This window comes from Actinoalloteichus hoggarensis, assembly GCF_002234535.1.
In the GTDB taxonomy this organism is placed as follows: Bacteria; Actinomycetota; Actinomycetes; order Mycobacteriales; family Pseudonocardiaceae; genus Actinoalloteichus_A; species Actinoalloteichus_A hoggarensis.
In genome coordinates this window covers 5,880,593-5,900,843 of the sequence record NZ_CP022521.1, presented here as the reverse complement: position 1 = coordinate 5,900,843, position 20,251 = coordinate 5,880,593, and the positions used below count along the sequence as shown (strand labels likewise).

The 20,251-nt window shown below is 70.4% G+C and carries 19 protein-coding genes; 14 read left to right on the top strand and 5 right to left on the bottom strand.

Annotated features, from left to right (window positions below; all coding sequences use genetic code 11):
* Positions 1 to 106 precede the first annotated feature (106 nt).
* The 8 genes from AHOG_RS25105 to AHOG_RS25070 all read left to right on the top strand — a co-directional run bounded on the left by AHOG_RS25105 (position 107) and on the right by AHOG_RS25070 (position 9,293).
* Positions 107 to 1,018, top strand: coding sequence for a TatD family hydrolase (locus AHOG_RS25105; protein ID WP_093943517.1), 912 nt, complete (start codon positions 107 to 109; stop codon positions 1,016 to 1,018).
* Positions 1,015 to 2,178, top strand: a complete 1,164-nt coding sequence (eboE, locus tag AHOG_RS25100; protein ID WP_093943516.1) for a metabolite traffic protein EboE — start codon at positions 1,015 to 1,017, stop codon at positions 2,176 to 2,178. The genes AHOG_RS25105 and eboE overlap by 4 nt, the downstream gene beginning before the upstream one ends.
* A gap of 2 nt (positions 2,179 to 2,180) precedes the next feature.
* Positions 2,181 to 3,578, top strand: a complete 1,398-nt coding sequence (locus AHOG_RS25095) for an alkaline phosphatase family protein (protein WP_093943515.1) — start codon at positions 2,181 to 2,183, stop codon at positions 3,576 to 3,578.
* Positions 3,579 to 3,714: 136 nt separating this feature from the next.
* Positions 3,715 to 4,041 (top strand): hypothetical protein, encoded by a 327-nt coding sequence (locus AHOG_RS25090; RefSeq protein WP_093943514.1) that lies wholly within the window; start codon positions 3,715 to 3,717, stop codon positions 4,039 to 4,041.
* A gap of 75 nt (positions 4,042 to 4,116) precedes the next feature.
* On the top strand, positions 4,117 to 5,121 hold the full coding sequence (locus AHOG_RS25085) for a sugar phosphate isomerase/epimerase family protein (RefSeq protein WP_093943513.1): 1,005 nt from the start codon (positions 4,117 to 4,119) through the stop codon (positions 5,119 to 5,121).
* A 107-nt stretch (positions 5,122 to 5,228) separates the two neighbouring features.
* Positions 5,229 to 6,083 (top strand): sugar phosphate isomerase/epimerase family protein, encoded by an 855-nt coding sequence (locus AHOG_RS25080; protein ID WP_245856434.1) that lies wholly within the window; start codon positions 5,229 to 5,231, stop codon positions 6,081 to 6,083.
* 619 nt (positions 6,084 to 6,702) lie between these two features.
* Complete coding sequence (locus tag AHOG_RS25075) at positions 6,703 to 7,929, top strand: M20 family metallopeptidase (protein ID WP_093943511.1); 1,227 nt, start codon at positions 6,703 to 6,705, stop codon at positions 7,927 to 7,929.
* A complete protein-coding gene (locus tag AHOG_RS25070) occupies positions 7,926 to 9,293 on the top strand; it encodes an amidohydrolase (RefSeq protein ID WP_093943510.1) in 1,368 nt (455 codons plus the stop codon). The genes AHOG_RS25075 and AHOG_RS25070 overlap by 4 nt, the downstream gene beginning before the upstream one ends.
* A gap of 78 nt (positions 9,294 to 9,371) precedes the next feature.
* On the opposite strand, the gene AHOG_RS25065 is transcribed toward AHOG_RS25070, so the two are convergent.
* Positions 9,372 to 9,617 (bottom strand): hypothetical protein, encoded by a 246-nt coding sequence (locus tag AHOG_RS25065; RefSeq protein ID WP_093943509.1) that lies wholly within the window; start codon positions 9,615 to 9,617, stop codon positions 9,372 to 9,374.
* A gap of 414 nt (positions 9,618 to 10,031) precedes the next feature.
* Here AHOG_RS25065 and AHOG_RS25060 point away from each other — a divergent pair, with 414 nt between their 5' ends.
* Genes AHOG_RS25060 through AHOG_RS25045 form a run of 4 tightly spaced genes read left to right on the top strand, consistent with a single transcriptional unit; the run spans position 10,032 to position 11,900 of the window.
* Positions 10,032 to 10,268 (top strand): hypothetical protein, encoded by a 237-nt coding sequence (locus tag AHOG_RS25060; protein ID WP_245856433.1) that lies wholly within the window; start codon positions 10,032 to 10,034, stop codon positions 10,266 to 10,268.
* Positions 10,253 to 10,777, top strand: coding sequence for a DUF6879 family protein (locus tag AHOG_RS25055; RefSeq protein ID WP_093943507.1), 525 nt, complete (start codon positions 10,253 to 10,255; stop codon positions 10,775 to 10,777). Before AHOG_RS25060 ends, AHOG_RS25055 begins: the two co-directional genes overlap by 16 nt.
* A 9-nt stretch (positions 10,778 to 10,786) precedes the next feature.
* The gene (locus tag AHOG_RS25050) at positions 10,787 to 11,665 is read left to right on the top strand and encodes a helix-turn-helix domain-containing protein (RefSeq protein ID WP_093943506.1); all 879 of its coding nucleotides are present in this window, start codon (positions 10,787 to 10,789) and stop codon (positions 11,663 to 11,665) included.
* Between the two features lie 37 nt (positions 11,666 to 11,702).
* Complete coding sequence (locus tag AHOG_RS25045) at positions 11,703 to 11,900, top strand: hypothetical protein (protein ID WP_093943505.1); 198 nt, start codon at positions 11,703 to 11,705, stop codon at positions 11,898 to 11,900.
* 536 nt (positions 11,901 to 12,436) lie between these two features.
* Here AHOG_RS25045 and AHOG_RS25040 read toward each other — a convergent pair.
* Positions 12,437 to 12,889: a gamma-glutamylcyclotransferase gene (locus AHOG_RS25040; RefSeq protein WP_093943504.1), complete on the bottom strand. Its 453-nt coding sequence runs from the start codon at positions 12,887 to 12,889 to the stop codon at positions 12,437 to 12,439.
* A gap of 158 nt (positions 12,890 to 13,047) precedes the next feature.
* On the opposite strand from AHOG_RS25040, the gene AHOG_RS25035 reads away from it, so the two are divergent.
* The gene (locus AHOG_RS25035) at positions 13,048 to 14,451 is read left to right on the top strand and encodes an NAD(P)H-quinone dehydrogenase (RefSeq protein WP_093943503.1); all 1,404 of its coding nucleotides are present in this window, start codon (positions 13,048 to 13,050) and stop codon (positions 14,449 to 14,451) included.
* Positions 14,452 to 14,627: 176 nt separating this feature from the next.
* Here AHOG_RS25035 and glpK read toward each other — a convergent pair whose 3' ends face one another.
* Positions 14,628 to 16,142 carry a glycerol kinase GlpK gene (gene glpK, locus AHOG_RS25030; RefSeq protein ID WP_093943502.1) on the bottom strand — a complete coding sequence of 505 codons (1,515 nt, stop codon included), beginning with the start codon at positions 16,140 to 16,142 and terminating at the stop codon, positions 14,628 to 14,630.
* Between the two features lie 59 nt (positions 16,143 to 16,201).
* The gene (locus AHOG_RS25025; protein WP_093943501.1) at positions 16,202 to 16,939 is read right to left on the bottom strand and encodes an MIP/aquaporin family protein; all 738 of its coding nucleotides are present in this window, start codon (positions 16,937 to 16,939) and stop codon (positions 16,202 to 16,204) included.
* A 389-nt stretch (positions 16,940 to 17,328) separates the two neighbouring features.
* Here AHOG_RS25025 and glpD point away from each other — a divergent pair, with 389 nt between their 5' ends.
* Positions 17,329 to 19,038 (top strand): glycerol-3-phosphate dehydrogenase, encoded by a 1,710-nt coding sequence (glpD, locus tag AHOG_RS25020; RefSeq protein WP_093944795.1) that lies wholly within the window; start codon positions 17,329 to 17,331, stop codon positions 19,036 to 19,038.
* 390 nt (positions 19,039 to 19,428) lie between these two features.
* Here the strand turns inward: glpD and AHOG_RS25015 are convergent, their stop codons facing one another.
* Positions 19,429 to 20,247, bottom strand: a complete 819-nt coding sequence (locus AHOG_RS25015) for an ESX secretion-associated protein EspG (RefSeq protein ID WP_093944794.1) — start codon at positions 20,245 to 20,247, stop codon at positions 19,429 to 19,431.
* Positions 20,248 to 20,251 lie beyond the last annotated feature (4 nt).

The following is a 20,251-nucleotide window of genomic DNA, read 5'->3' as shown; positions in this document are numbered from 1 at the left end:
CCACCTCCGGGCCGGACGGATCTCCGCCGGGCCCCGCTCACGACTCCGGCGGCACGCACACCGATCCGTCGAGCAGGCCGACGCAGGACCAGGGGAGGCAGCACTGATGCGCATCTTCGACCCGCACATCCACATGACCTCGCGGACCACCGACGACTACGAGGCGATGTACGCCGCGGGAGTCCGTGCTCTGGTGGAACCGGCGTTCTGGCTCGGCCAGCCCAGGACCAGCGTCGCCTCCTTCACCGACTACTTCGACGCACTGATCGGCTGGGAACGGTTCCGCGCAGCGCAGTTCGGCATCCGACACCACTGCACGATCGCGCTCAACCCGAAGGAGGCCAACGATCCGCGCTGCGTCGACGTGCTCGACGTCCTGCCCCGGTATCTGGCCAAGGACGGCGTGGTCGCGGTCGGCGAGGTCGGTTACGACTCGATGACCCCGGAGGAGGACCGCGTCTTCGCCCGGCAGCTGGAACTGGCCCGCGAGCACGAGCTGCCCGTCATGGTGCACACCCCGCACCGGGACAAGGCCAAGGGCACCAGGCGGACGCTGGACGTGGTGGCCGAGTCCGGGATCCCCGCCCGGCGCGTCCTCGTCGATCACCTCAACGAGGTCACCATCGAGGCCGTGGCCGACGCAGGCTGCTGGATGGGCTTCTCCATCTACCCCGACACCAAGATGGACGAGCGCCGGATGGTCGCGCTGCTCCAGCGGTACGGCACCGAGCGGATCCTGGTGAACTCGGCCGCCGACTGGGGCCGCTCCGATCCGCTCAAGACCTACAAGACCGGCCGGGCGATGCTCGACGCCGGCTTCTCGTCGGGCCAGGTCCAGACCGTTCTGTGGGACAACCCGGTGGAGTTCTACGGACAGAGCGGCCGACTGGAGCTGTCGGAGCTGCCCGGATTCGGCACGGAGGAGAACACCGCGACGGGCACCTTCGAAGGCAACTCCGTGCTGCGCGGCGCGCGCCCGGACCCGGCGACGGCCGCCGAGTCAGGCGGCGCCGGATGACGCTCTCCTACTGCACCAACGTGCATCCCGCGGAGGACCTGGCCGGCATCCTCGCCCAGCTCGACGACTACGCGGAGCCGGTGCGGCGCAGACTGGGCGCCGACCGGCTCGGCGTCGGACTGTGGCTCGCCGCCGACGTGGCGGCCGGCCTGGCCGAGGACGCCGAGGCCCGCGCCAGACTCGCCGCGGAACTCCGGGCCAGGGGCCTGGAGGTGCACACCCTCAACGCCTTCCCCTACGGCGGCTTCCACCAGGAGGTGGTGAAGCACGCCGTGTACCGGCCCCGCTGGACCGAGCGGTCCCGGCTCAAGTACACGATGGACTGCGCGACGGTGCTCGCCGACCTGCTGCCCGACGGGGCGGACCACGGCAGCATCTCCACCCTGCCGCTGGGCTGGCGGCAGCCGTGGAGCATCGCCGACGAGATGCTCGCGCTGGGTGCCGTCGACGAGCTGACGCTGGGTCTGCGGGAACTGCACCGTCGGATCGGCAGGCCGATCCGACTGGCGGTGGAGCCGGAGCCCGGCTGCGTCCTCGACACCGTCGCCGACGCGGTGGACTGGCTGTCCGGCCGCGTCGACCCCGCCTACATCGGACTGTGCCTGGACACCTGCCACCTCGCCGTGTCCTTCGCCGACCCGACCGAGACCGTCGCCGCCGTCAAGGCCGCGGGCCTGGACGTCGTCAAGGTGCAGGCCTCGGCGGCCCTCCAGGTCGACCGACCGCAGAGCCGGGCGACCAAGGCGGCGCTGGCCCACTTCGACGAGCCGAGATACCTGCACCAGGTGCGCGAACTCGGTCCGGATCAGCAGGTCCGCGCCGTCGACGACCTGCCGCAGGCCGCGAGCGAACTGCCCGGCCTCGGACCGTGGCGGGTGCACTTCCACGTCCCGCTGCACGCGCAGCCCGTAGCCCCGCTGCGCTCCACCACCTGGGTGCTGCGGGAGGCGGTCACCGCGCTGCGCCACGGGCAGGAGTTCCGGCCGCACCTGGAGGTGGAGACCTACACCTGGAGCGTGCTGCCCCGAGCGGGCACCGGCCGGGCGACGACGCAGACCACGGAGACGACACCGCGCTCGGACGCCGAGCTCGTGGACGGCATCGCCGCCGAGCTCACCTGGGCGACGGAGAACCTGATCACCGACGTGGAGGAGGTATGAGGATGAAGCCACTGGTGCTGCTCGACGTGGTCGGCATGACCCCTCGGCTGCTGGCGCACATGCCCAACCTGGCCGCGCTGGGCAAGGCGGGCTGGCAGGCCGAACTCGGCACCGTGCTGCCCGCGGTCACCTGCAGCGTCCAGTCGACCTTCCTCACCGGTTTGACGCCTGCCCAGCACGGCATCGTCGGCAACGGCTGGTACTTCCGCGACCTCGGCGAGGTCTACCTGTGGCGGCAGCACAACCGGCTGGTGCGGGGCGAGAAGGTGTGGGAGACCGCCAAGGCGGCGCACCCCGGCTATCGGGCCGCCAACATCTGCTGGTGGTACGCGATGGGCGCCTCCACGGACATGCTGGTCACGCCTCGCCCCGTCTACCACGCCGACGGCCGCAAGTCGCCGGACTGCTACACGCGCCCGGTGACCCTGCACGACGAGCTCACCACCGAACTCGGCGAGTTCCCACTCTTCCAGTACTGGGGTCCCACCGCGTCGATCGCCTCCAGCCGGTGGGTCGCCCAGGCGGCGACCCGAGTCCTGGAACGACACCGACCCGAGCTGCTGATGGTCTACGTGCCGCATCTGGACTACGACCTCCAGCGGTTCGGGCCCGACTCGGCGCAGGCCGTGGCCGCCGCCCGCGCCGTGGACGCCGAGCTGGCGCCGCTGCTGGCCGAGGCCCGCAGGCAGCAGGCCTCCGTGGTGGCGTTGAGCGAGTACGGCATCACCTCGGTCGACCAGCCGGTGGACGTCAACCGCGCGCTGCGACGGGAGGGGCTGCTGGAGGTCTACCGGCAGGCGGGCATGGAATACCTCGACCCGTGGGCCTCGCGGGCCTTCGCCGTGGCCGATCACCAGGTCGCCCACGTCTACGTCGCCGACCCGGCCGACCTGCCGAGAGTGCGGGAGATCGTCGCGGGCCTGCCCGGCGTCGACGAGGTCCTCGATCGGGAACAGCAGGCGCGCTACGGCATCGACCACGAACGGGCGGGCGAACTCGTCGCGGTGGCCGAGCCGCGCGCCTGGTTCACCTACTACTACTGGCTCGACGACGCCGCCGCGCCCGACTTCGCCAAGGGCGTCGACATCCACCGCAAGCCCGGCTACGACCCGGCGGAGTTGTTCTTCGACCCGACCGATCCGATGGTCAAGGCGAAGGCGGCGACGAACCTGGTGCGTAAGAAGGTCGGACTGCGGTACGCGATGAACGTGGTGCCGCTCGACCCGTCGCCGGTGCGGGGATCACACGGCCGGCTGCCGGACTCCCCACAGGACGGCCCGATCCTGCTCTGTTCGGACCCTCGGGTTCCGGAGCGGGTGGAACGCGACGGGCGGCTGGCCGCGACGGACGTGCGCGACCTGCTCCTGAGTCTCCAGGGGCTGGACGGGCAGACGCCCTGACCATTCGTCGACAGCTCGCAGATCGAACCCGAAGTCGGATGACCATGGGCCGTGCGGCCGGGCAGACTCGACACCGTCGGATCTCTCCTTCGGTGTGTCGAGATCTCCCGCTAGCACAGGAAGACAGGAGGACGCGATGCGCACAGCGCTTCGATCCCTGCCGGCCGCCGCCCTGTGGCTGCTGCTGATGTTAATCCCGGTCGGTGTCGCGACGGCCGCCGCGGGCCCGGCACCCGCGGGTTCCCCCGTCGCGGGCACCTCGATCCCGCACGCCGCGGGCGCCGAGGACACCACGGCACCCGCCACCGAGACCTCGGAGCCGGGGGAGGAGACGGGCAGCGAGGACGGCCCGCTCTTCAGCGGTGAGGCGGGCGGGCAGGTCCTCGCCCTGGTCACCGCCGCGGCGCTGTTCGCCCTGGTCTTCTACGGCCGACGGATCAGGAAGAAGGCCCGCGACGGCTGATTCCGCAAGGGCGGTCGCGCACCGCCACATCGACACACCCGTCACCTGGTGACGACACACCGAAGGGAATCCGCGATGACCCGACCCATCACGCTGTTCACCGGACAGTGGGCCGACCTCCCGTTCGAGGAGGTCTGTCGACTCGCGTCCGAATGGGGATACGACGGCCTGGAGATCGCCTGCTCCGGCGACCACTTCGAGGTGGACCGTGCCCTCGCGGAGGACGACTACGTCCAGGGCAGGCTCGACATCCTCGCCCGGCACGGCCTGAAGGTCTGGACGATCTCGAATCACCTGGTCGGCCAGGCGGTGTGCGACGACCCCATCGACCACCGTCACCAGAACATCCTGCCCGCCAGGATCTGGGGCGACGGCGAGCCGGAGGGCGTCCGACAGCGGGCCGCCGCCGAGATGGCCGACACGGCACGGGCGGCGGCGAAACTCGGCGTCGACACCGTGGTCGGCTTCACCGGATCGAAGATCTGGAAGTACGTCGCGATGTTCCCGCCGGTGTCGCAGGAGGTCATCGACGACGGCTACCAGGACTTCGCCGATCGGTGGAACCCGATCCTCGACGTCTTCGACGAGGTCGGCGTGCGCTTCGCCCATGAGGTCCACCCCTCGGAGATCGCCTACGACTACTGGACGACCGAGCGCACGCTGGAGGCCGTCGGCAGGCGACCCGCCTTCGGGCTGAACTGGGACCCCTCCCACTTCGTGTGGCAGGACCTGGACCCGGTGGGCTTCATCCTCGACTTCGCCGACCGCATCTACCACGTGGACTGCAAGGACACGAAGAAGCGGTTCGACGGTCGCAACGGCAGGCTCGGCTCGCATCTCGCCTGGGCGCACGCGCGTCGGGGCTGGGACTTCGTCTCCACCGGCCACGGCGACGTGAACTGGGAGGAGTCCTTCCGCGCCCTCAACCACATCGGCTATCAGGGCCCGATCTCGGTGGAGTGGGAGGACGCGGGCATGGACCGGCTGCGCGGCGCCGCCGAGGCGGTCGGCTTCATCAGGGGACTGCTCTTCGACAAGCCGAACGCTGCCTTCGACGCCGCGTTCAGCTCCAAGAGCTGAGCACACCAGTGCCCGGGGGATCGGGGAATCGGGGAATCGGGGAATCGGGGAATCGTGATGAGGAGAGGTCGACGATGACACACGACGGTTCGTTATCCAGACGTTCGATGCTCAGGGGTGCGGCGGGTGCCGCGCTCGGACTCGGCGCGGTGGTCGCGCTGGGCGGCACCGCCGCGGCGAGCACGACGGCCGACGCCGCGTCCGCGACCACGGCGCTGGGTCGGCTGCGGGTGCCCAAGGACGCCATCAGCATCCAGCTCTACACGCTGCGGTCGCTGCTGGAGGAGGACACCGAGGGCACCCTGCGCGAGCTGGCCGCCATCGGCTACCGCAAGGTGGAGCTGGCAGGTACCTACGGTCGCACGGCAGCCGAGTTCCGGGCGCTGCTGGACCGCTACGGTCTGCGGGCGACCTCCAGTCACTCCGGTATCGACGGCGACTTCGCCGCGACGCTGGAGGACGCGCGCACCCTCGGGCAGCAGTACCTGTCGGTGCCCTACGCGGACTTCGAGACCGCGCAGGAGTGGCGTGACTTCGCCCGGCGGCTCGACGCGGCGGGCGAGCAGGCCCGACGGGTGGGCATCCAGTTCGGCTATCACAACCACGCGCACGAGTTCCAGGCCGTGCAGGGCAGGCAGCGGCCGATGGACATCATCACCCGGCAGGCACGCTCCTGGAACGTCCACCTGGAGCTGGACCTGTTCTGGGTCATCGACGCCGAGGTCGACCCGATCTCCTACGTCTGGAAGAACTTCGGCCGGGTGAAGCAGTTCCACGTCAAGGACCGTGCCGAGGACGGGACCTGGGCCGACCTGGGCACCGGGACGGTGGACTTCGGCCGGATCTTCCGCAAGACCTGGCTGACCGGGGTGCGGGAGTACGTGGTCGAGCACGACGACCCGGCCGACCCGTTGGAGACGGCGCGGGTGGGGTACCGGTACCTGACCGACCTGCGCTTCTGAGCCGGTCGGGCTCGTGAGCGTGGCGGACCGCGGCGGTGGGCGCGGCGGTCCGCACCGGGGCGTCCTCGATGTTCGGGGGCCGGACATCGGGGGCGCCCGGCTTCTTTCCCCCGGCATGAGCGGGCGGGCTGGTTCGGGTCGGAGGCCTGCGCCGGTCGGGCGTGGCTCGCCGCTCGTTGACACGCGGATTCACTGACCGACACCTGGACTCGCCGACTCGCCGACTCGCCGACTCGCCGACTCACTTACCTTCTTGCTGACTGACCTGACCTGCTGTCCTGCTGACTCACGCACTCGCGAACCCGTACTCGCGGCCTGTCGGGCTCGGCTGGTGCCTCGGGGTTCGGCGGTCGGTTGATCGGCGATCGGGTCGGTCGGCGGCGTCCGGCGGCCTCGGCAGGCCCGGCCGAGCCCGCGGCGGACCCCCTCCACGCCGTGCGTGCTCCACCCCGGCCACATGTGTTCGCGGCGCACACGGCAGGCAGCCGAGCGAGCGTCCGTGAGAATTCGTCCCAGCGGTATCACCGAGTCCCATCTGCCGCAGGAATCCCACCGCCGGTCGGTATGGGTACCTCCGTTCGGGGGGTATCCGGGCGGTGATGGGGCAAGATGGGACGGCATGACACCCGATCGGGAGCGGTCGCTCCGGGACATCTGCGCCGAGACGGTCGCACGGCACGCCGAGGAGCTGATCGGCCTCTCGCATCGGATTCACGCCCGCCCGGAGCCGGCGTTCGCCGAGCATCAGAGCATGGCCGCCGTCGCCGATCTGGTCGCCGAACACGGCTTCGTCGTGGAGCGCGGCGTCGCCGGGCTCGACACCGCCATGGTCGGCACCGCGGGCGAGGGCGAACTCGTCGTCGGCGTCTGCGCCGAGTACGACGCCCTGCCGGAGATCGGGCACGCCTGCGGACACAACATCATCGCCGCCGCCTCGGTGGGGGCGGCCCTGGCGCTGCGCGCCGTCGCCGACGAACTCGGTGTCACCGTCCGACTGATCGGCACGCCCGCCGAGGAGGTCGGCGGCGGGAAGGTCCTGCTGCTCGAACGCGGCGTCTTCGACGGCGTCGCGATGGCGATGATGGTGCATCCGTCGCCGTACGAGATGTGCGAACCACGATCGAAGGCGATCGCCGATTTCGAGGTGCGCTACCGCGGGCGGGCGTCACACGCCGCAGCCGCCCCCGAGCTGGGAGTGAACGCCGCCGATGCCGTGACCGTCGCGCAGGTCGCCATCGGCCTGGCGCGACAGCACTTCGAACCGGGCCAGCAGGTGCACGGTATCGTGACGCACGGCGGGGCCGCGCCCAACATCGTGCCCGCGCACACCTCGGCGATGTTCAACCTACGCGCTGCCGAGATCGATTCGCTCCGTCGACTCGAACACCGAATCCGGTGTTGTCTCGAAGCGGGGGCCGTCGCCACCGGGGCCGACTGGGAGACCGTCGCGATCTCGCCGGACTACGCCGAACTGCGTGCCGAGCCGCGTCTCGTGGCGGCCTACCGCGCGGCGATCGTGGAACTCGGTCGAGTTCCCGCAGGCCGGGATGAAGAGGCGAGCAGGGTCGTCGGCAGCACCGACATGGGTAACGTCACCCAGCTGATACCGGGAATCCATCCCACGATCTCGATCGACTGTGGTGACGCGGTGCCACACCAGCCGGAGTTCGCGGCGGCGTGCGACACCGACTCGGCCGATCGCGCCGTCCTCGACGGTGCCACGGCAATGGCGTGGACGGTGGTCTCCGCCGCCACGAACGAGGGATTGCGGGCCGATTTACTTGCGGGCGCCGCCCGCAGGCTCGCCACTAGTGGAAAGTCCGCCGCGACAGGAGGTGCGGCATGACCGTGTTGGACTCGCGCTACGACACTCAGATCCAGACCGACGTCGACCCGGACTCCGAGTTCGCCGCCGCCCTGCCCGCCGGGGTGAGCGGGGCCAGGTCGCTACTCGGCGAGGTCGCCCCCGCCGCCCCCACCATGGCAGAAGTGGAGGACATCGGCGCAGGGCACGGACCGCCCTGGCTGGACGCCTGGCTCGCGGAGCACGGCGCCGACGTCGTCCGGTGGCGCAGGCATCTCCACGCCCACCCGGAGCTGTCGCTCCAGGAGTACGGCACCACCGCCTACCTGTCCGAGCAGCTGACCGCCGCGGGCCTGCGGCCGAGGGTGCTGCCCAGCGGAACGGGCCTGATCTGCGACGTCGGTTCGGGGCCGCGCTGTGTGGCACTGCGCGGGGACATCGACGCGTTGCCGCTGACCGAGTCGACGGGCGCGCTCTACGCCTCGACGGTGCCGGGGGTCACGCACGCCTGCGGGCACGACGCACACGCCACGGTCCTGCTGGGCACGGCGCTGGCGCTGGCCGCCGCGCCGTCGCTGCCCGGCCGGGTCCGCCTGCTCTTCCAACCCGCCGAGGAGGTCATGCGGGGCGCGCTCGACGTGATCGCCGCGGGCGGCCTCGACGGCGTCGACCGGGTGTTCGGCCTGCACTGCGATCCCCGCCTGGAGGTCGGGAAGGTCGGCACGCGCGTCGGGGCCATCACGTCGGCGAGCGACCTGATGGAGATCAGGTTCACCTCGCCGGGCGGGCACACCTCGCGGCCACACCTCACCGGGGATCTCGTGCACGCGATGGGCACCGTGATCACCGGACTGCCCACGCTGCTGTCCCGCCGCGTGGACCCGCGCTCGTCGACGGTGCTGGTCTGGGGTGCGGTGCACGCGGGCGAGGCGCCCAACGCCATCCCGCAGGACGGCGTGCTGCGCGGCACGCTGCGGACCGGCGATCACGAGACCTGGGAGAAGCTGGAACCGCTCATCAAGGAGCTGGTGGGCGCGCTGCTCGCCCCGACCGGCGTCTCCTACGAGCTGTGGCATCAGCGGGGCGTCCCGCCGCTGGTGAACGAGCGGGAGAGCACGGCGTTGATCCAAGCCGGGGTCACGGCGGCCCTCGGGGATCAGGCGATCGTGGACACCGAGCAGTCCTCGGGCGGCGAGGACTTCGGCTGGTACCTGGAGCAGGCGCCGGGCGCCTTCGCCAGACTCGGGGTGTGGTCGGGGACCGGCAGACAACGTGATCTGCACCAGCCCTCCTTCGATCTGGACGAGCGGGCTCTGCTGACCGGCGTCCGGGTACTGGCGCACACGGCGCTGGCCTCGCTGACGGCCGAGAGCGACGGACTCGGAGTGGGTACCGCCCCTGCCTGACGGGTCGGGGTCACGACAGACAGGGGCGGCGTTCGGCGGGTCGCCCGGCCGTCGCGGCGGCTCGGCGACCGTCTCTTCTCACGGGGACCGGAGCAGGCACCACGTGCAGGGCATCCCGCTCATGCCCTCCAGCAGTTCCACGTCCTCGCGCTCGAACCGTTCGGAGCAGTAGGCGGTGAGCACCTCGGGGATGCTCTCGGCCGTCCGCGGTGCGGGACAGACGTGCACCAGCCGCGCGGTCTCACCGACGAGGCCCGGCAGATAGCGGACGAGCAGAAGCCGAGGCCCGGTGGGCCGTTGATCGAGGGCGCCGATGCCGTTCATTCCTGCTCCTGCTCGCGGTGGGCGATCGTCTCGGAGTGGAGAACGCCGAAGTCCCGAGGCGGACTGCCCGGGTCGGCTCGCAGCGAGGCGGTCCGGGGGCGGACTGCCGGGGAGACCGGTGCGTGTCGGTGCGGTGCCGCGCGGTGCGATGCGCGAGGAGACGCAAGATCATCAGCGGCCCGGCCATGAGCAGCGCCGCGCTCAGTGACACCAGCGTCGATGACAGATTCAGCATGGCCGTTCCCTCGATCGCGGCACCTTCTTCTGTGGTAGCTAGTTTCCCCAATCGAGTGAGAACATGGCAAGAAAATTCGAGAACATGCTTCGCTCCGTCACCTGATCGGACGAACATGTGCGGAAGAATGATGATCAAAGCCGGGAAGCCTGCGAGAATACGGCGAGAACCTGTACGACTTGGAGGATGTCATCGTGGAGTTGACGTTCCTGGGCACCACGTCCACGACCGGAAACTGTCCGAACCTGTACCTGACCGACCGGGGAACCTACGTCGTCCAGGGCACCAGGGTCGTCGACCCGGACGCGCTGCGCGTCCTGCGGGAACGCGGCCTGCCGATCAACGAGGGAGCCGTCGAGATCCCCACCGAGCTGCTGGGATTCGCCTCGAAGGAAGTACCGTGCACCGTCTCCTAGACGGGGCTGAACTCGCCAGGCTGTTCGCGGGCTTCACGCGATCTGCCTGGCGGTTCGAAACACAGTCCGAGTACCGCGAGACCTCGGAGGCGGAGCCGTATCGACGGTTCCTCGCAGGCGAGCTCGGCGAGGACCGTTCCTGGATGACCGAGTGGCTTCGGTCGGTCACGGCATCGACCCGGCAGGGCCGAAGCTTCGCGCGCGTGCGTGTCGTGGCCTTCCCCCCGACCGACTACCAGCGCTTCGAGATGGCCGTGGCGCCCGACAACGAGGCGGCGGGTGAGGACATCCGCGTCCTGGCGGCTCAGCGGGCGCGAGGGCTGCGGCTGCCCGCACAGGACTTCTGGTTGTTCGACGATTCGGTGTTGGCACTGATGCACTTCGGAGCGGGCACGCTCACCGGCATCGAGGTGACCACCGACGTCGCCAGGGTCGAGCAGTACCGTGCGCACCGGCACCGCGCCTGGAGCCACGCCGTTTCGCTCAGCGAGCATATGACGATCAGTTGACCAGAGGCGATGAGAAGTGTGGGCAGCAGCTTCGAGGAACGTCGTGAGGAACTCGGAGAACGCCTGCGTCTGCTGCGGGAGCAGGCGGGCCTGACCGGTAAGGAGCTGGCGATGGCCTGCGGCTGGTCCGCGGTGTCCAAGGTCAGCAAGATCGAGAGAGGTCGCCAGACCGCCACGCAGGAGGATCTGGCCGCCTGGCTGGAGGCCGTCTCGCTCGACGAGGCGAGCCGCGCCGGCTTCGTCGAGGATCTCGCCGCGCTTCAGGAGGAGTACCTGAGCTGGCGGAACCAGGTCCGTTCCGGCCACCTGGTCCGGCAGGAGGAGCCGATCGAACGCGATCGGCGGGCGCATCGCATCCTGGCGATGGAGCTGAACGTCATCCCCGGACTCGTGCAGACGGCGGACTACGCCCGGCAGGTTTTACAGACCAGCCTGGAGCTGCACGGCGGCCCGGACGACATCGAGGCGGCCGTGCGGGCTCGGATGCGCAGGCAGCAGGTGCTCTACGAGCCCGGCAAGCGCATCGAGATCCTCATCGCCGAGTCCGCGCTGGTCCACCCGGTCGCCTCGCGCGACGTGATGGCAGGTCAGCTGCACCGACTGGTCGCCGCGATCGGCACGCCGGATCTGCGGCTGGGGCTGATTCCGCTCAATCGCAGGCTGCCGCTGGTGCCTTTACACGGTTTCTGGATCGTCGACGAGACCGCGATGGTCGAGACGGTGACCGGCGAACTGAAGATCACCGACCCGGACGAGCTGGCGCTCTACGTCCGGGTCTGGGAACGCCTCTGGCTGGTGGCGGTGGAGGGCGAGGCGGCGCGTCAGATCCTGAACCGTCACGTCGAGGACCTGTTCGCCATGGCTGGCGCCGAGGACGGCCAGACCTGAGGCACCCGTGCCGTCGCCGCGGGCGGCGCCCCCTCGGGTGGCCGTCGCCCGCCGGCCCGTTCTCCTGGGGTATGTCGGGAGCACCCCCGACCACCACGAGGACCACCACGAGTCCGAACAGCGTCAGGCCGGTGACGAGCAGATCGACGGCGAGTTCGTCCGCGCCGCCGACCACGCCGCACCGACGCCGTCCACCGTCTCCGAATGGGTGGAACGGCCCTCACCCCGCGGCTAGCCGGGCCTGCGGGCCGTCGCGGCGTCCCGCCCGTCCCTCGACCGTTCCTCGGGCTAAGCGCGCCGGCTTCTACTGCGTCGGCGAGACCGTCGATTCCGGACGGACGACTCCTCTCTCGACTGCTTCCGCGCACCGCCTTGGGGGGGCGATGCGGGCCGCCGCGGGGCGCAGGGCCGAGTGCCGGATTCCCGGGTGCCGTGAATCCGGTCGAGGGCCGCGAGCGTCTCGGCGAGAGCAGGGGAGACGTGCTGTGAATCCCGCCGGTGCGGCTCTCCGCCGCCTCACCACCGGCGGCCGCGGCCGTGCTTCGCCGTGTCAGGGTCGGCTTCGTCGCCATGCCCGACATCGCGGATCGGTATCCCGGCGGTCCGGCGGGCGGCGGTCCGAATCGTGTCCCACGGCCGGCGTCGGTCCGATGTTCGCCCCGCGTCGCGCGGATGACGCCGGTCCGAGATCGTGCCCGCTCGGCTCGTCACGACCGGATCGGCGCGATCGGCAGCGGTGTGCCTCACGCGCCGGGAGAGACCGGGCGCGGATCAGGGTCCGATGCCGGTGCAGGGGCGCTTGCGCAGCTCGTCGGGATACTCGGTGGGAGCACCCGCCGCCTCGGCCGCGTCGGCGATGACCCCGAGGTAACGCGCCGAGGGAAGCCCGCCTTCATAGGCGTCGAGAACGTAGAACCACGCCAGCTCCGAGCGTTCCAGGGTGTCCACCCGGAGTCTGACCTTGCGGTGCATCCACAGCTCTGATCCCTCCCAGCGATCGAGCTGCTTCTCGTCCTCGGCACTGACGTCGTAGAGGACGACGAAGACCTGCGAGTCGGGGTCCTCGACGATGGTCGCCAGGGCCCCCTCCCAGCCGAGGTCTTCTCCGCCGAAGGTCAGTCGCCATCCCGCGAGCCATCCGGTCCCCGCCATCGGCGAGTGCGGGGCTCGCTCCATCATCTGGCACGGGTCCATGTTCGATCCGTACGCGGCGTAGAGCGGCACGAGAGACAGCCTAGCTCCAGAACGGGTATCCGACTGCTGAGGTTGACCATCGGTGCCTCATCCGGTCGGAGTAGGCCGGCCGTGCACGTCCGAACGGGGAGGCCCGGATACGGTGTGCTGGTCGGAGATGCTGGACAATCCCGTCGGTTGGAGGACCGTTGACGCGCATCGTGATCATGGGTGGGGGCCCGGCGGGATACGAGGCCGCGCTGGTGGCGGCGCCGCATGGTGCCGAGGTCACGGTCATCGAAGAGGACAACATCGGCGGCGCGTGCGTGCTGTACGACTGTGTGCCGTCCAAGACCTTCATCGCCTCGGCGTCCGCCCGCAGCACGGCGCGCAGCGCGGGGCAGCTCGGCATCGACGCCGTGCCGGGCGACGTCGGCGTGGATCTTCCGGTTGTACACGGTCGGGTGAAAGGCCTCGCTCTCGCACAGTCCGCCGACCTTCGGGCGCGGATGCGGCGCGAGAACATCCGACTGATCTCCGGCCGGGCCCGGTTCGACGACGTGGCCACCGGTCTGGCCGCCCATCGCGTCGTGGTGGACCAGCCGGACGGCAGCACGATGGTCCTGGAGGCCGACGTGGTGCTGATCTCCACCGGGGCCAATCCGCGCATCCTGCCCGGCGCGGAGCCCGACGGCGAGCGCATCCTGGACTGGCGGCAGATCTACGACCTGCCCGAGCTGCCGGACCATCTGGTGGTGATCGGCTCCGGCGTGACCGGGGTGGAGTTCGCCTCCGCTTACACCGAGATGGGCGTGAAGGTCACCATGGTCTCCAGCCGAGACCGGGTGCTGCCGCACGAGGACGCCGACGCCGCCGCGGTGCTCGAAGAGGTCTTCGCCGACCGGGGCACCGCCGTGGTCAAGCACGCCAGGGCCGAGTCTGTGCAGCGCACCGAGGACGGCGTGATCGTCCGTCTTCAGGACGGCCGCACGGTCGAGGGCAGCCACGCCCTGCTCACCGTCGGCTCGGTGCCCAACACGGCCGGGCTCGGGCTGGAGCGGATCGGCATCACGCTGAATCCCTCCGGACACATCCCGGTCGACCGGGTCTCGCGGACCGCGGCGCCGGGGGTGTACGCGGCGGGCGACTGCACCGGCGTGCTCCTGCTGGCCTCCGTGGCGGCCATGCAGGGCCGGATCGCGATGTATCACGCGCTCGGCGAGGCGGTGAACCCCATCAAGCTCAAGACCGTCGCCTCGAACGTGTTCACCAACCCGGAGATCGCGACCGTCGGCATCAGCCATCAGCGGATCGACTCGGGTGAGGTCCCCGCGCGCAAGATCACGCTGCCACTGGCCACGAACCCGCGCGCGAAGATGGAGGGCCTGCGCTGGGGTTTCGTCAAGCTGTACTGCAGACCCGCGACCGGTGTGGTGATCGGCGGCGTCGTCGTGGCGCGCAACGCCAGCGAACTCATCCTGCCGATCGCCCTGGCCGTGCAGAGCCAGCTGACGGTCGACCACCTCGCGGAGACCTTCTCGGTCTACCCCTCGCTCACCGGTTCGATCACCGAGGCGGGCAGGCAGCTCATGCGGCACGACGACCTGGACTAGCACGGCGGGACACCCGGCGGGCGCGGGAGCGCCGCCGGTCGGCCGGCTCAGGTCTGGTCTGGCAGGGCGAGACGTCCGGGAAGCCGGGTCGGCGAATCTCGGGCCGCTCGGTGCGCCGAGTGCCGACCGGGCCCCGTCGCCGACGGCCGCGGCGGACCGTCGACGACGAGTGAGCCCTAATCCTCCTCGTCGACCCAGTCGAAGGTCTTGGTGACGGCCTTCTTCCAGCTCGTGTAGTGCTTCTCCCGGCTCTTCTCGTCGAGTTCCGGGTCCCACTGCTTGTCCTGCGCCCAGTTCTGCCGAATCTCGTCCTCGCTGCCCCAGAAGCCGACGGCGAGCCCGGCCGCGTAGGCGGCGCCGAGCGCGGTGGTCTCGTTCACCACGGGGCGGATGACCGGCACGCCCAGGATGTCCGCCTGGAACTGCATCAACAGTTCGTTGACGACCATGCCCCCGTCGACCTTCAGCGAGGTCAGCTCCACGCCGGAGTCGGCGTTCATCGCGTCGATCACCTCGCGGGACTGGAACGCGGTCGCCTCCAGCACCGCCCTGGCGAGGTGGCCCTTGTTGACGTACCGCGTGAGTCCGACGATCGCCCCTCGGGCGTCGGCCCGCCAATAGGGCGCGAACAGTCCGGAGAAGGCCGGGACGAAGTAGGCGCCGCCGTTGTCCTCCACGCCGCTCGCCAGCCGTTCGATCTCGGCGGCCGAGCCGATCATGCCGAGGTTGTCCCGCAGCCACTGGACCAGCGAGCCGGTCACGGCGATGGAGCCTTCCAGGGCGTAGACGGTGTCGGCGTCGCCGATCTTGTAACAGACGGTGGTGAGCAGGCCGTTGCGGCTCATCACCTTCTCGGTGCCGGTGTTGAGCAGCAGGAAGTTACCGGTTCCGTAGGTGTTCTTCGCCTCGCCGGGGCGCAGGCAGGCCTGGCCGAAGGTGGCGGCCTGCTGGTCGCCCAGGATGCCCGCGATGGGCAGGCCCGCCAGCGCGCCGCGCTCGCGGAAGTGTCCGTAGACCTCCGAGGACGAGCGGATCTCCGGCAGCATCGAGAGCGGAATGCCCATCTCCGCCGCGATCTCGGGGTCCCAGGAGAGCGTGTCGAGGTTCATCAGCAGCGTGCGAGAGGCGTTCGTGGCGTCCGTGAGGTGCAGCCCGCCCTCGACGCCCCCGGTCGCGTTCCAGAGCACCCACGAGTCCATGGTGCCCAACATCAGGTCGCCCGCCTCGGCGCGTTCCCTGGCCCCGTCGACGTTGTCGAGGATCCACTTCACCTTCGGGCCCGCGAAGTAGGTCGCCAGGGGCAGCCCCGTGACCGAGCGGTAGCGTTCCTGTCCGCCGCCGAGAGCGCCCAGCTGCTCGATGATCCGGTTGGTCCGCGTGTCCTGCCAGACGATCGCGTTGTAGACCGGTTCGCCGGTCTTGCGGTCCCACACCACGGTGGTCTCGCGCTGGTTGGTGATGCCCACCGCCGCGATGTCGGCATCGACGAGATCCCCGTTGGCGAGCGCCCCCGCGCACACCTGGCGGGTGTTGCGCCAGATCTCCTCCGGATCATGTTCGACCCAGCCCGCTCTGGGAAAGATCTGCTCGTGCTCGCGCTGGTCCACCGCGACGACCTGCCCGGAGTGATCGAAGATCATGCAGCGGGTGGAGGTGGTGCCCTGGTCGATCGCGGCCACGTACTTCGCCATGGCGATGCTTGCCTCTCTGCTACGACGTCGGTCTGTCAGGGTTGCCCTCGAAACACCGGTCAGACGGGCAGGGCCAGATAGGTCAGCGCGGCGAGCGCGGCGCCGATCAGCGGCCCGACCACCGGGACCCAGGCGTAACCCCAGTTCGGGGTGCCCTTGCCCTTGATCGGCAGCACCGCGTAGGCGATGCGGGGCCCCAGGTCACGAGCCGGGTTGATGGCGTAGCCGGTCGGACCGCCGAGCGATGATCCGATGGCCACCACGAGGAAGGCCACGCCCGCGTAGCCGAGGGCCGCGTTGCCGAACACCGTGCCGTCCGGGCCCTCCGACGCGGCCGGGCTCAGCAGGATCCAGATCAGCAGGACGAAGGTCGCGATGACCTCGGTGACGGTGTTCCAGGCCTTGTTGTCCACGGTCGGGCCCGTCGAGAAGATCCCGAGGGTGTCCTGGGGCTTGTCATGAGTGTCGAACTGAAGCTTGTAGGCCAGCCAGCACAGGACGGCACCGATGAACGCGCCGACGAACTGGCCCACCCAGTACGCGGGGACCGCGCTCCACGCGGTGTTTCCGACGATGGCCTGACCGAGGGTGACCGCCGGATTGATGTGCCCGCCGCTGGCGTCCGCGATGCTCGCGCCCACGAACACGGCGAAGCCCCAGCCGAAGGCGATCAGCAGCCAGCCGCCCCCGAAACCCAGAGTCTTTCTCAGGTTCACGTTCGCCACGACGCCCGCACCCAACAGGATGAGGGCCGCCGTGCCGAGCATCTCCCAGACGAAGATCTCCGCAAAACCCATCGCGCTGGCCTCCCCGAACTATGGCCGTCAGTATGGGTCGTCTCACCGAGGGTCGCTGGACATGCCAGGCGAGCAACGGTGCGACAACCTGGAATGATCGCGGACGCTACTGGCCCGTAACCATGTTGTCTACGGTCGAACAGCCGGGCGCTGCGAAGAACATCGGGCCGTGGTGTGCTGGGTGACATCGCTTCGTTCGCCGTCCACCATCCCGCCCTACCGACGGGTAGCGTGGTGGCCGCGATGTCGAGATGATCAGTCCGACCGAGACGACGCGAGGCGTGCAGGCACGGCCAGCGATCAGGGAGGCGAGCCCGGTGGCGAAGCAGTCCGACCAGAGCCCGGCGGCCGAGAACAGCAGACTTGCCGCAACCGAGGCGCAGGCCCTCATGGAGGCGGGCGCGCTGACCCCGGCGGAACGACGTCGAAACTGGTCACGACTCGGCTCGGAGAGCTTCGACGTCGTGGTGGTCGGCGGCGGCGTCACCGGCGCGGGCGTCGCGCTCGACGCGGCGACCAGAGGTATGCGTGTCGCGCTCGTCGAGGCGCGTGACCTCGCGTCGGGCACGTCGAGTCGGTCCAGCAAGCTCTTTCACGGCGGTCTCCGCTACCTCGAACAGCTGGAGTTCGGTCTGGTCCGGGAGGCTCTGCGCGAGCGGGAGCTGATGCTGACCAGGATCGCCCCGCACCTGGTCAAGCCGGTGCCGTTCCTGTACCCGCTGAGCCACCGGATCTGGGAACGCCCCTACACCGCCGCGGGTCTGCTCCTCTACGACACGATGGGCGGCGCCCGTTCCGTGCCCGGTCAGAAGCACCTGACCAGGGCGGGGGCGCTGCGGCTGTTCCCCGCGCTCAAGCGCGACGCCCTGATCGGCGGCATCCGATACTTCGACAGCCAGGCCGACGACGCACGGCACACGATGACCGTCGCCAGGACCGCGGCGCACTACGGTGCGGTGGTCCGGACCTCCACGCAGGTGGTGGGCTTCCTCAGAGAGGCGGACCGAGTCTCCGGCGTCCGGGTTCGCGACGTGGAGACCGGCGACGAGGTCGACGTGACCGCACAGACCGTCGTCAACGCCACGGGGGTGTGGACCGACGAACTCCAGCGGCTCTCGGGCAGTCGAGGCCGGTTCCGCGTCAAGGCCAGCAAGGGCGTGCACATCGTCGTCCCGCGCGACCGCATCGTCGCCGAGGCGGGGCTGATCCTGCGGACCGAGAAGTCCGTGCTCTTCGTCATCCCCTGGCGCAACCACTGGATCATCGGCACCACCGACACCGAGTGGAACCTCGACCTCGCCCACCCGGCGGCGACCGAGCGCGACATCGACTACATCCTCGATCACGTCAACCAGGTGTTGGCGACGCCGCTGGTCCCGGAGGACATCGAGGGCGTCTACGCGGGCCTCCGCCCGCTGTTGACCGGCGAGAGTGAGGACACCTCGAAGCTCTCCAGGGAGCATGCGGTGGCGCGGGTCGCACCGGGCATGGTCGCCATCGCGGGCGGGAAGTACACCACCTACCGTGTGATGGCCGCCGACGCGGTCGACGCGGTGGCTGCCGACCTGCCCGGGCGCAGCGCCTCCTCGATCACCGACAAGGTCCCGCTGCTCGGGGCCGACGGCTACCACGCGCTGGTGAACCAGGCCGATCAACTCGCCGCCCGGCACGGTCTGCATCCCTACCGGGTGCGTCACCTGCTCGACCGCTACGGCTCGCTGATCCACCAGGTGCTGGCGCAGGCCGCCGGCCGTCCCGATCTCCTGCGGCCGATCCCCTCGGCGCCGGACTACCTCCAGGTCGAGGTCGTCTACGCCGCAGGCTACGAGGGTGCGCTGCACCTGGAGGACGTGCTCACCCGGCGGACGAGGATCTCGATCGAATACCCGCATCGCGGCATCGAGTGCGCCGAGACCGTGGCGCGGCTGATGGGCGAGGTGCTCGGCTGGGACGACGCGCGGGCGGCCGAGGAGATCCGGATCTACACGGCGCGGGTCGACGCGGAGCGGGACTCGCAGAGTCAGCCCGACGACCTGGCCGCCGACGAACGTCGGTCGGCGGCGCCCGAGGCGAGGCCGGAGATCCAGGAACCTGCCTGAGCGGGCGGGTCGCGGCGGACGAACCCGGGTGCCGGCCGAACGCGTGGTGTGAACCGTTCGACACGGCATGCTCCTCGGGGGTCGCGAGGCCGAACGCGGACCCGTGACCGGGTGAGCGCTCGTGCGTCGTGGATCGGGACGGTCGCCGGCCCGCGGACCAGGAGCGCACACGGAGCGTCGACCGTGCGGCCGGCGGGTGCCGTCCCGGCGTGGCGGTTCGGCGAGCGGGCGTGCGTCGCGTGTCGGCGTTGCAGGCGGAGCGGTCCTGCGGCCGCGATCGGCGGCGGTGCGGGCCGGGTCCCTGCGTGGACTCGGGATGGGGCGGCGACCCGCAGCGGCGGCGACGATCCGCAGGGCGGTGACGTCGCGGCACCGCCTGCCGTGGCACGCTCAGGAGACGAACAGCGGGAACTCCACGGGTCGCTCCGCCGGATCGGTGAGCAGCTCTTCCACCTGGTGGTAGAGCATGCGGATGCTCGCGGGCGCCACGGTGCTCCACTCCGTGCCGTCGGCTGCCTCGCGGCGTGACTGGAGGTATCGACCGTTCGGAGTGTCGAAGAAGGCGACCACCCGGGGCGCCCGCAGGCGTCGGCCCCAGGCGTTGCGGCTCGCCGAGCCGAACTGACCGCGGTCGCCTGCCCCGCGCACCATGTTCCCCAGCGTCTCGGCATCCGACGGCCGCAGCTCCGTTCCGGCCAGCAGCCGCGCGAGCGCCGCCGGATCGCGGCCCGCCGCCTTCGCCGCCTGATCGAGATCGGCACTGCGCAGGGTCACCGAGCTGCCGAGGCCGGGCGGCCGGGCAGGCAGCACGTCGAGCACCGCCCTGGTCAGACCGGTCCGGACGACCGGCGTCAGGCGGAGGGAACCGCCGTCGAGGACGGCTCGTACCCCGACGTCGCCGGTGATCGCCGCGATCACCCGGACCTGGCGACCGCTCAGCCAGAGCCTGCCGTCCAGTTCGACATCCGGCCTGCCCAGCGCGGTGATCAGCCCGACCAGATCGTCGTCGAGGGCGCCCGGTCTGCCGAGGCGGCGTTCGGCCAGCGAGGCCCAGACCTCCATCGCGAGTCTGGTCCGCTCCTCATGGGTGCGGCCGGGGGAGGGCACCTTCACCGCCAACGGCATCCGGCCGGGCCTCAGATGTTCCCAGAGCACGTCGAACTCCACCGCCGTCAGGCTGATCGTCGGTGGAGCCGGATCGTGATCCATCTCG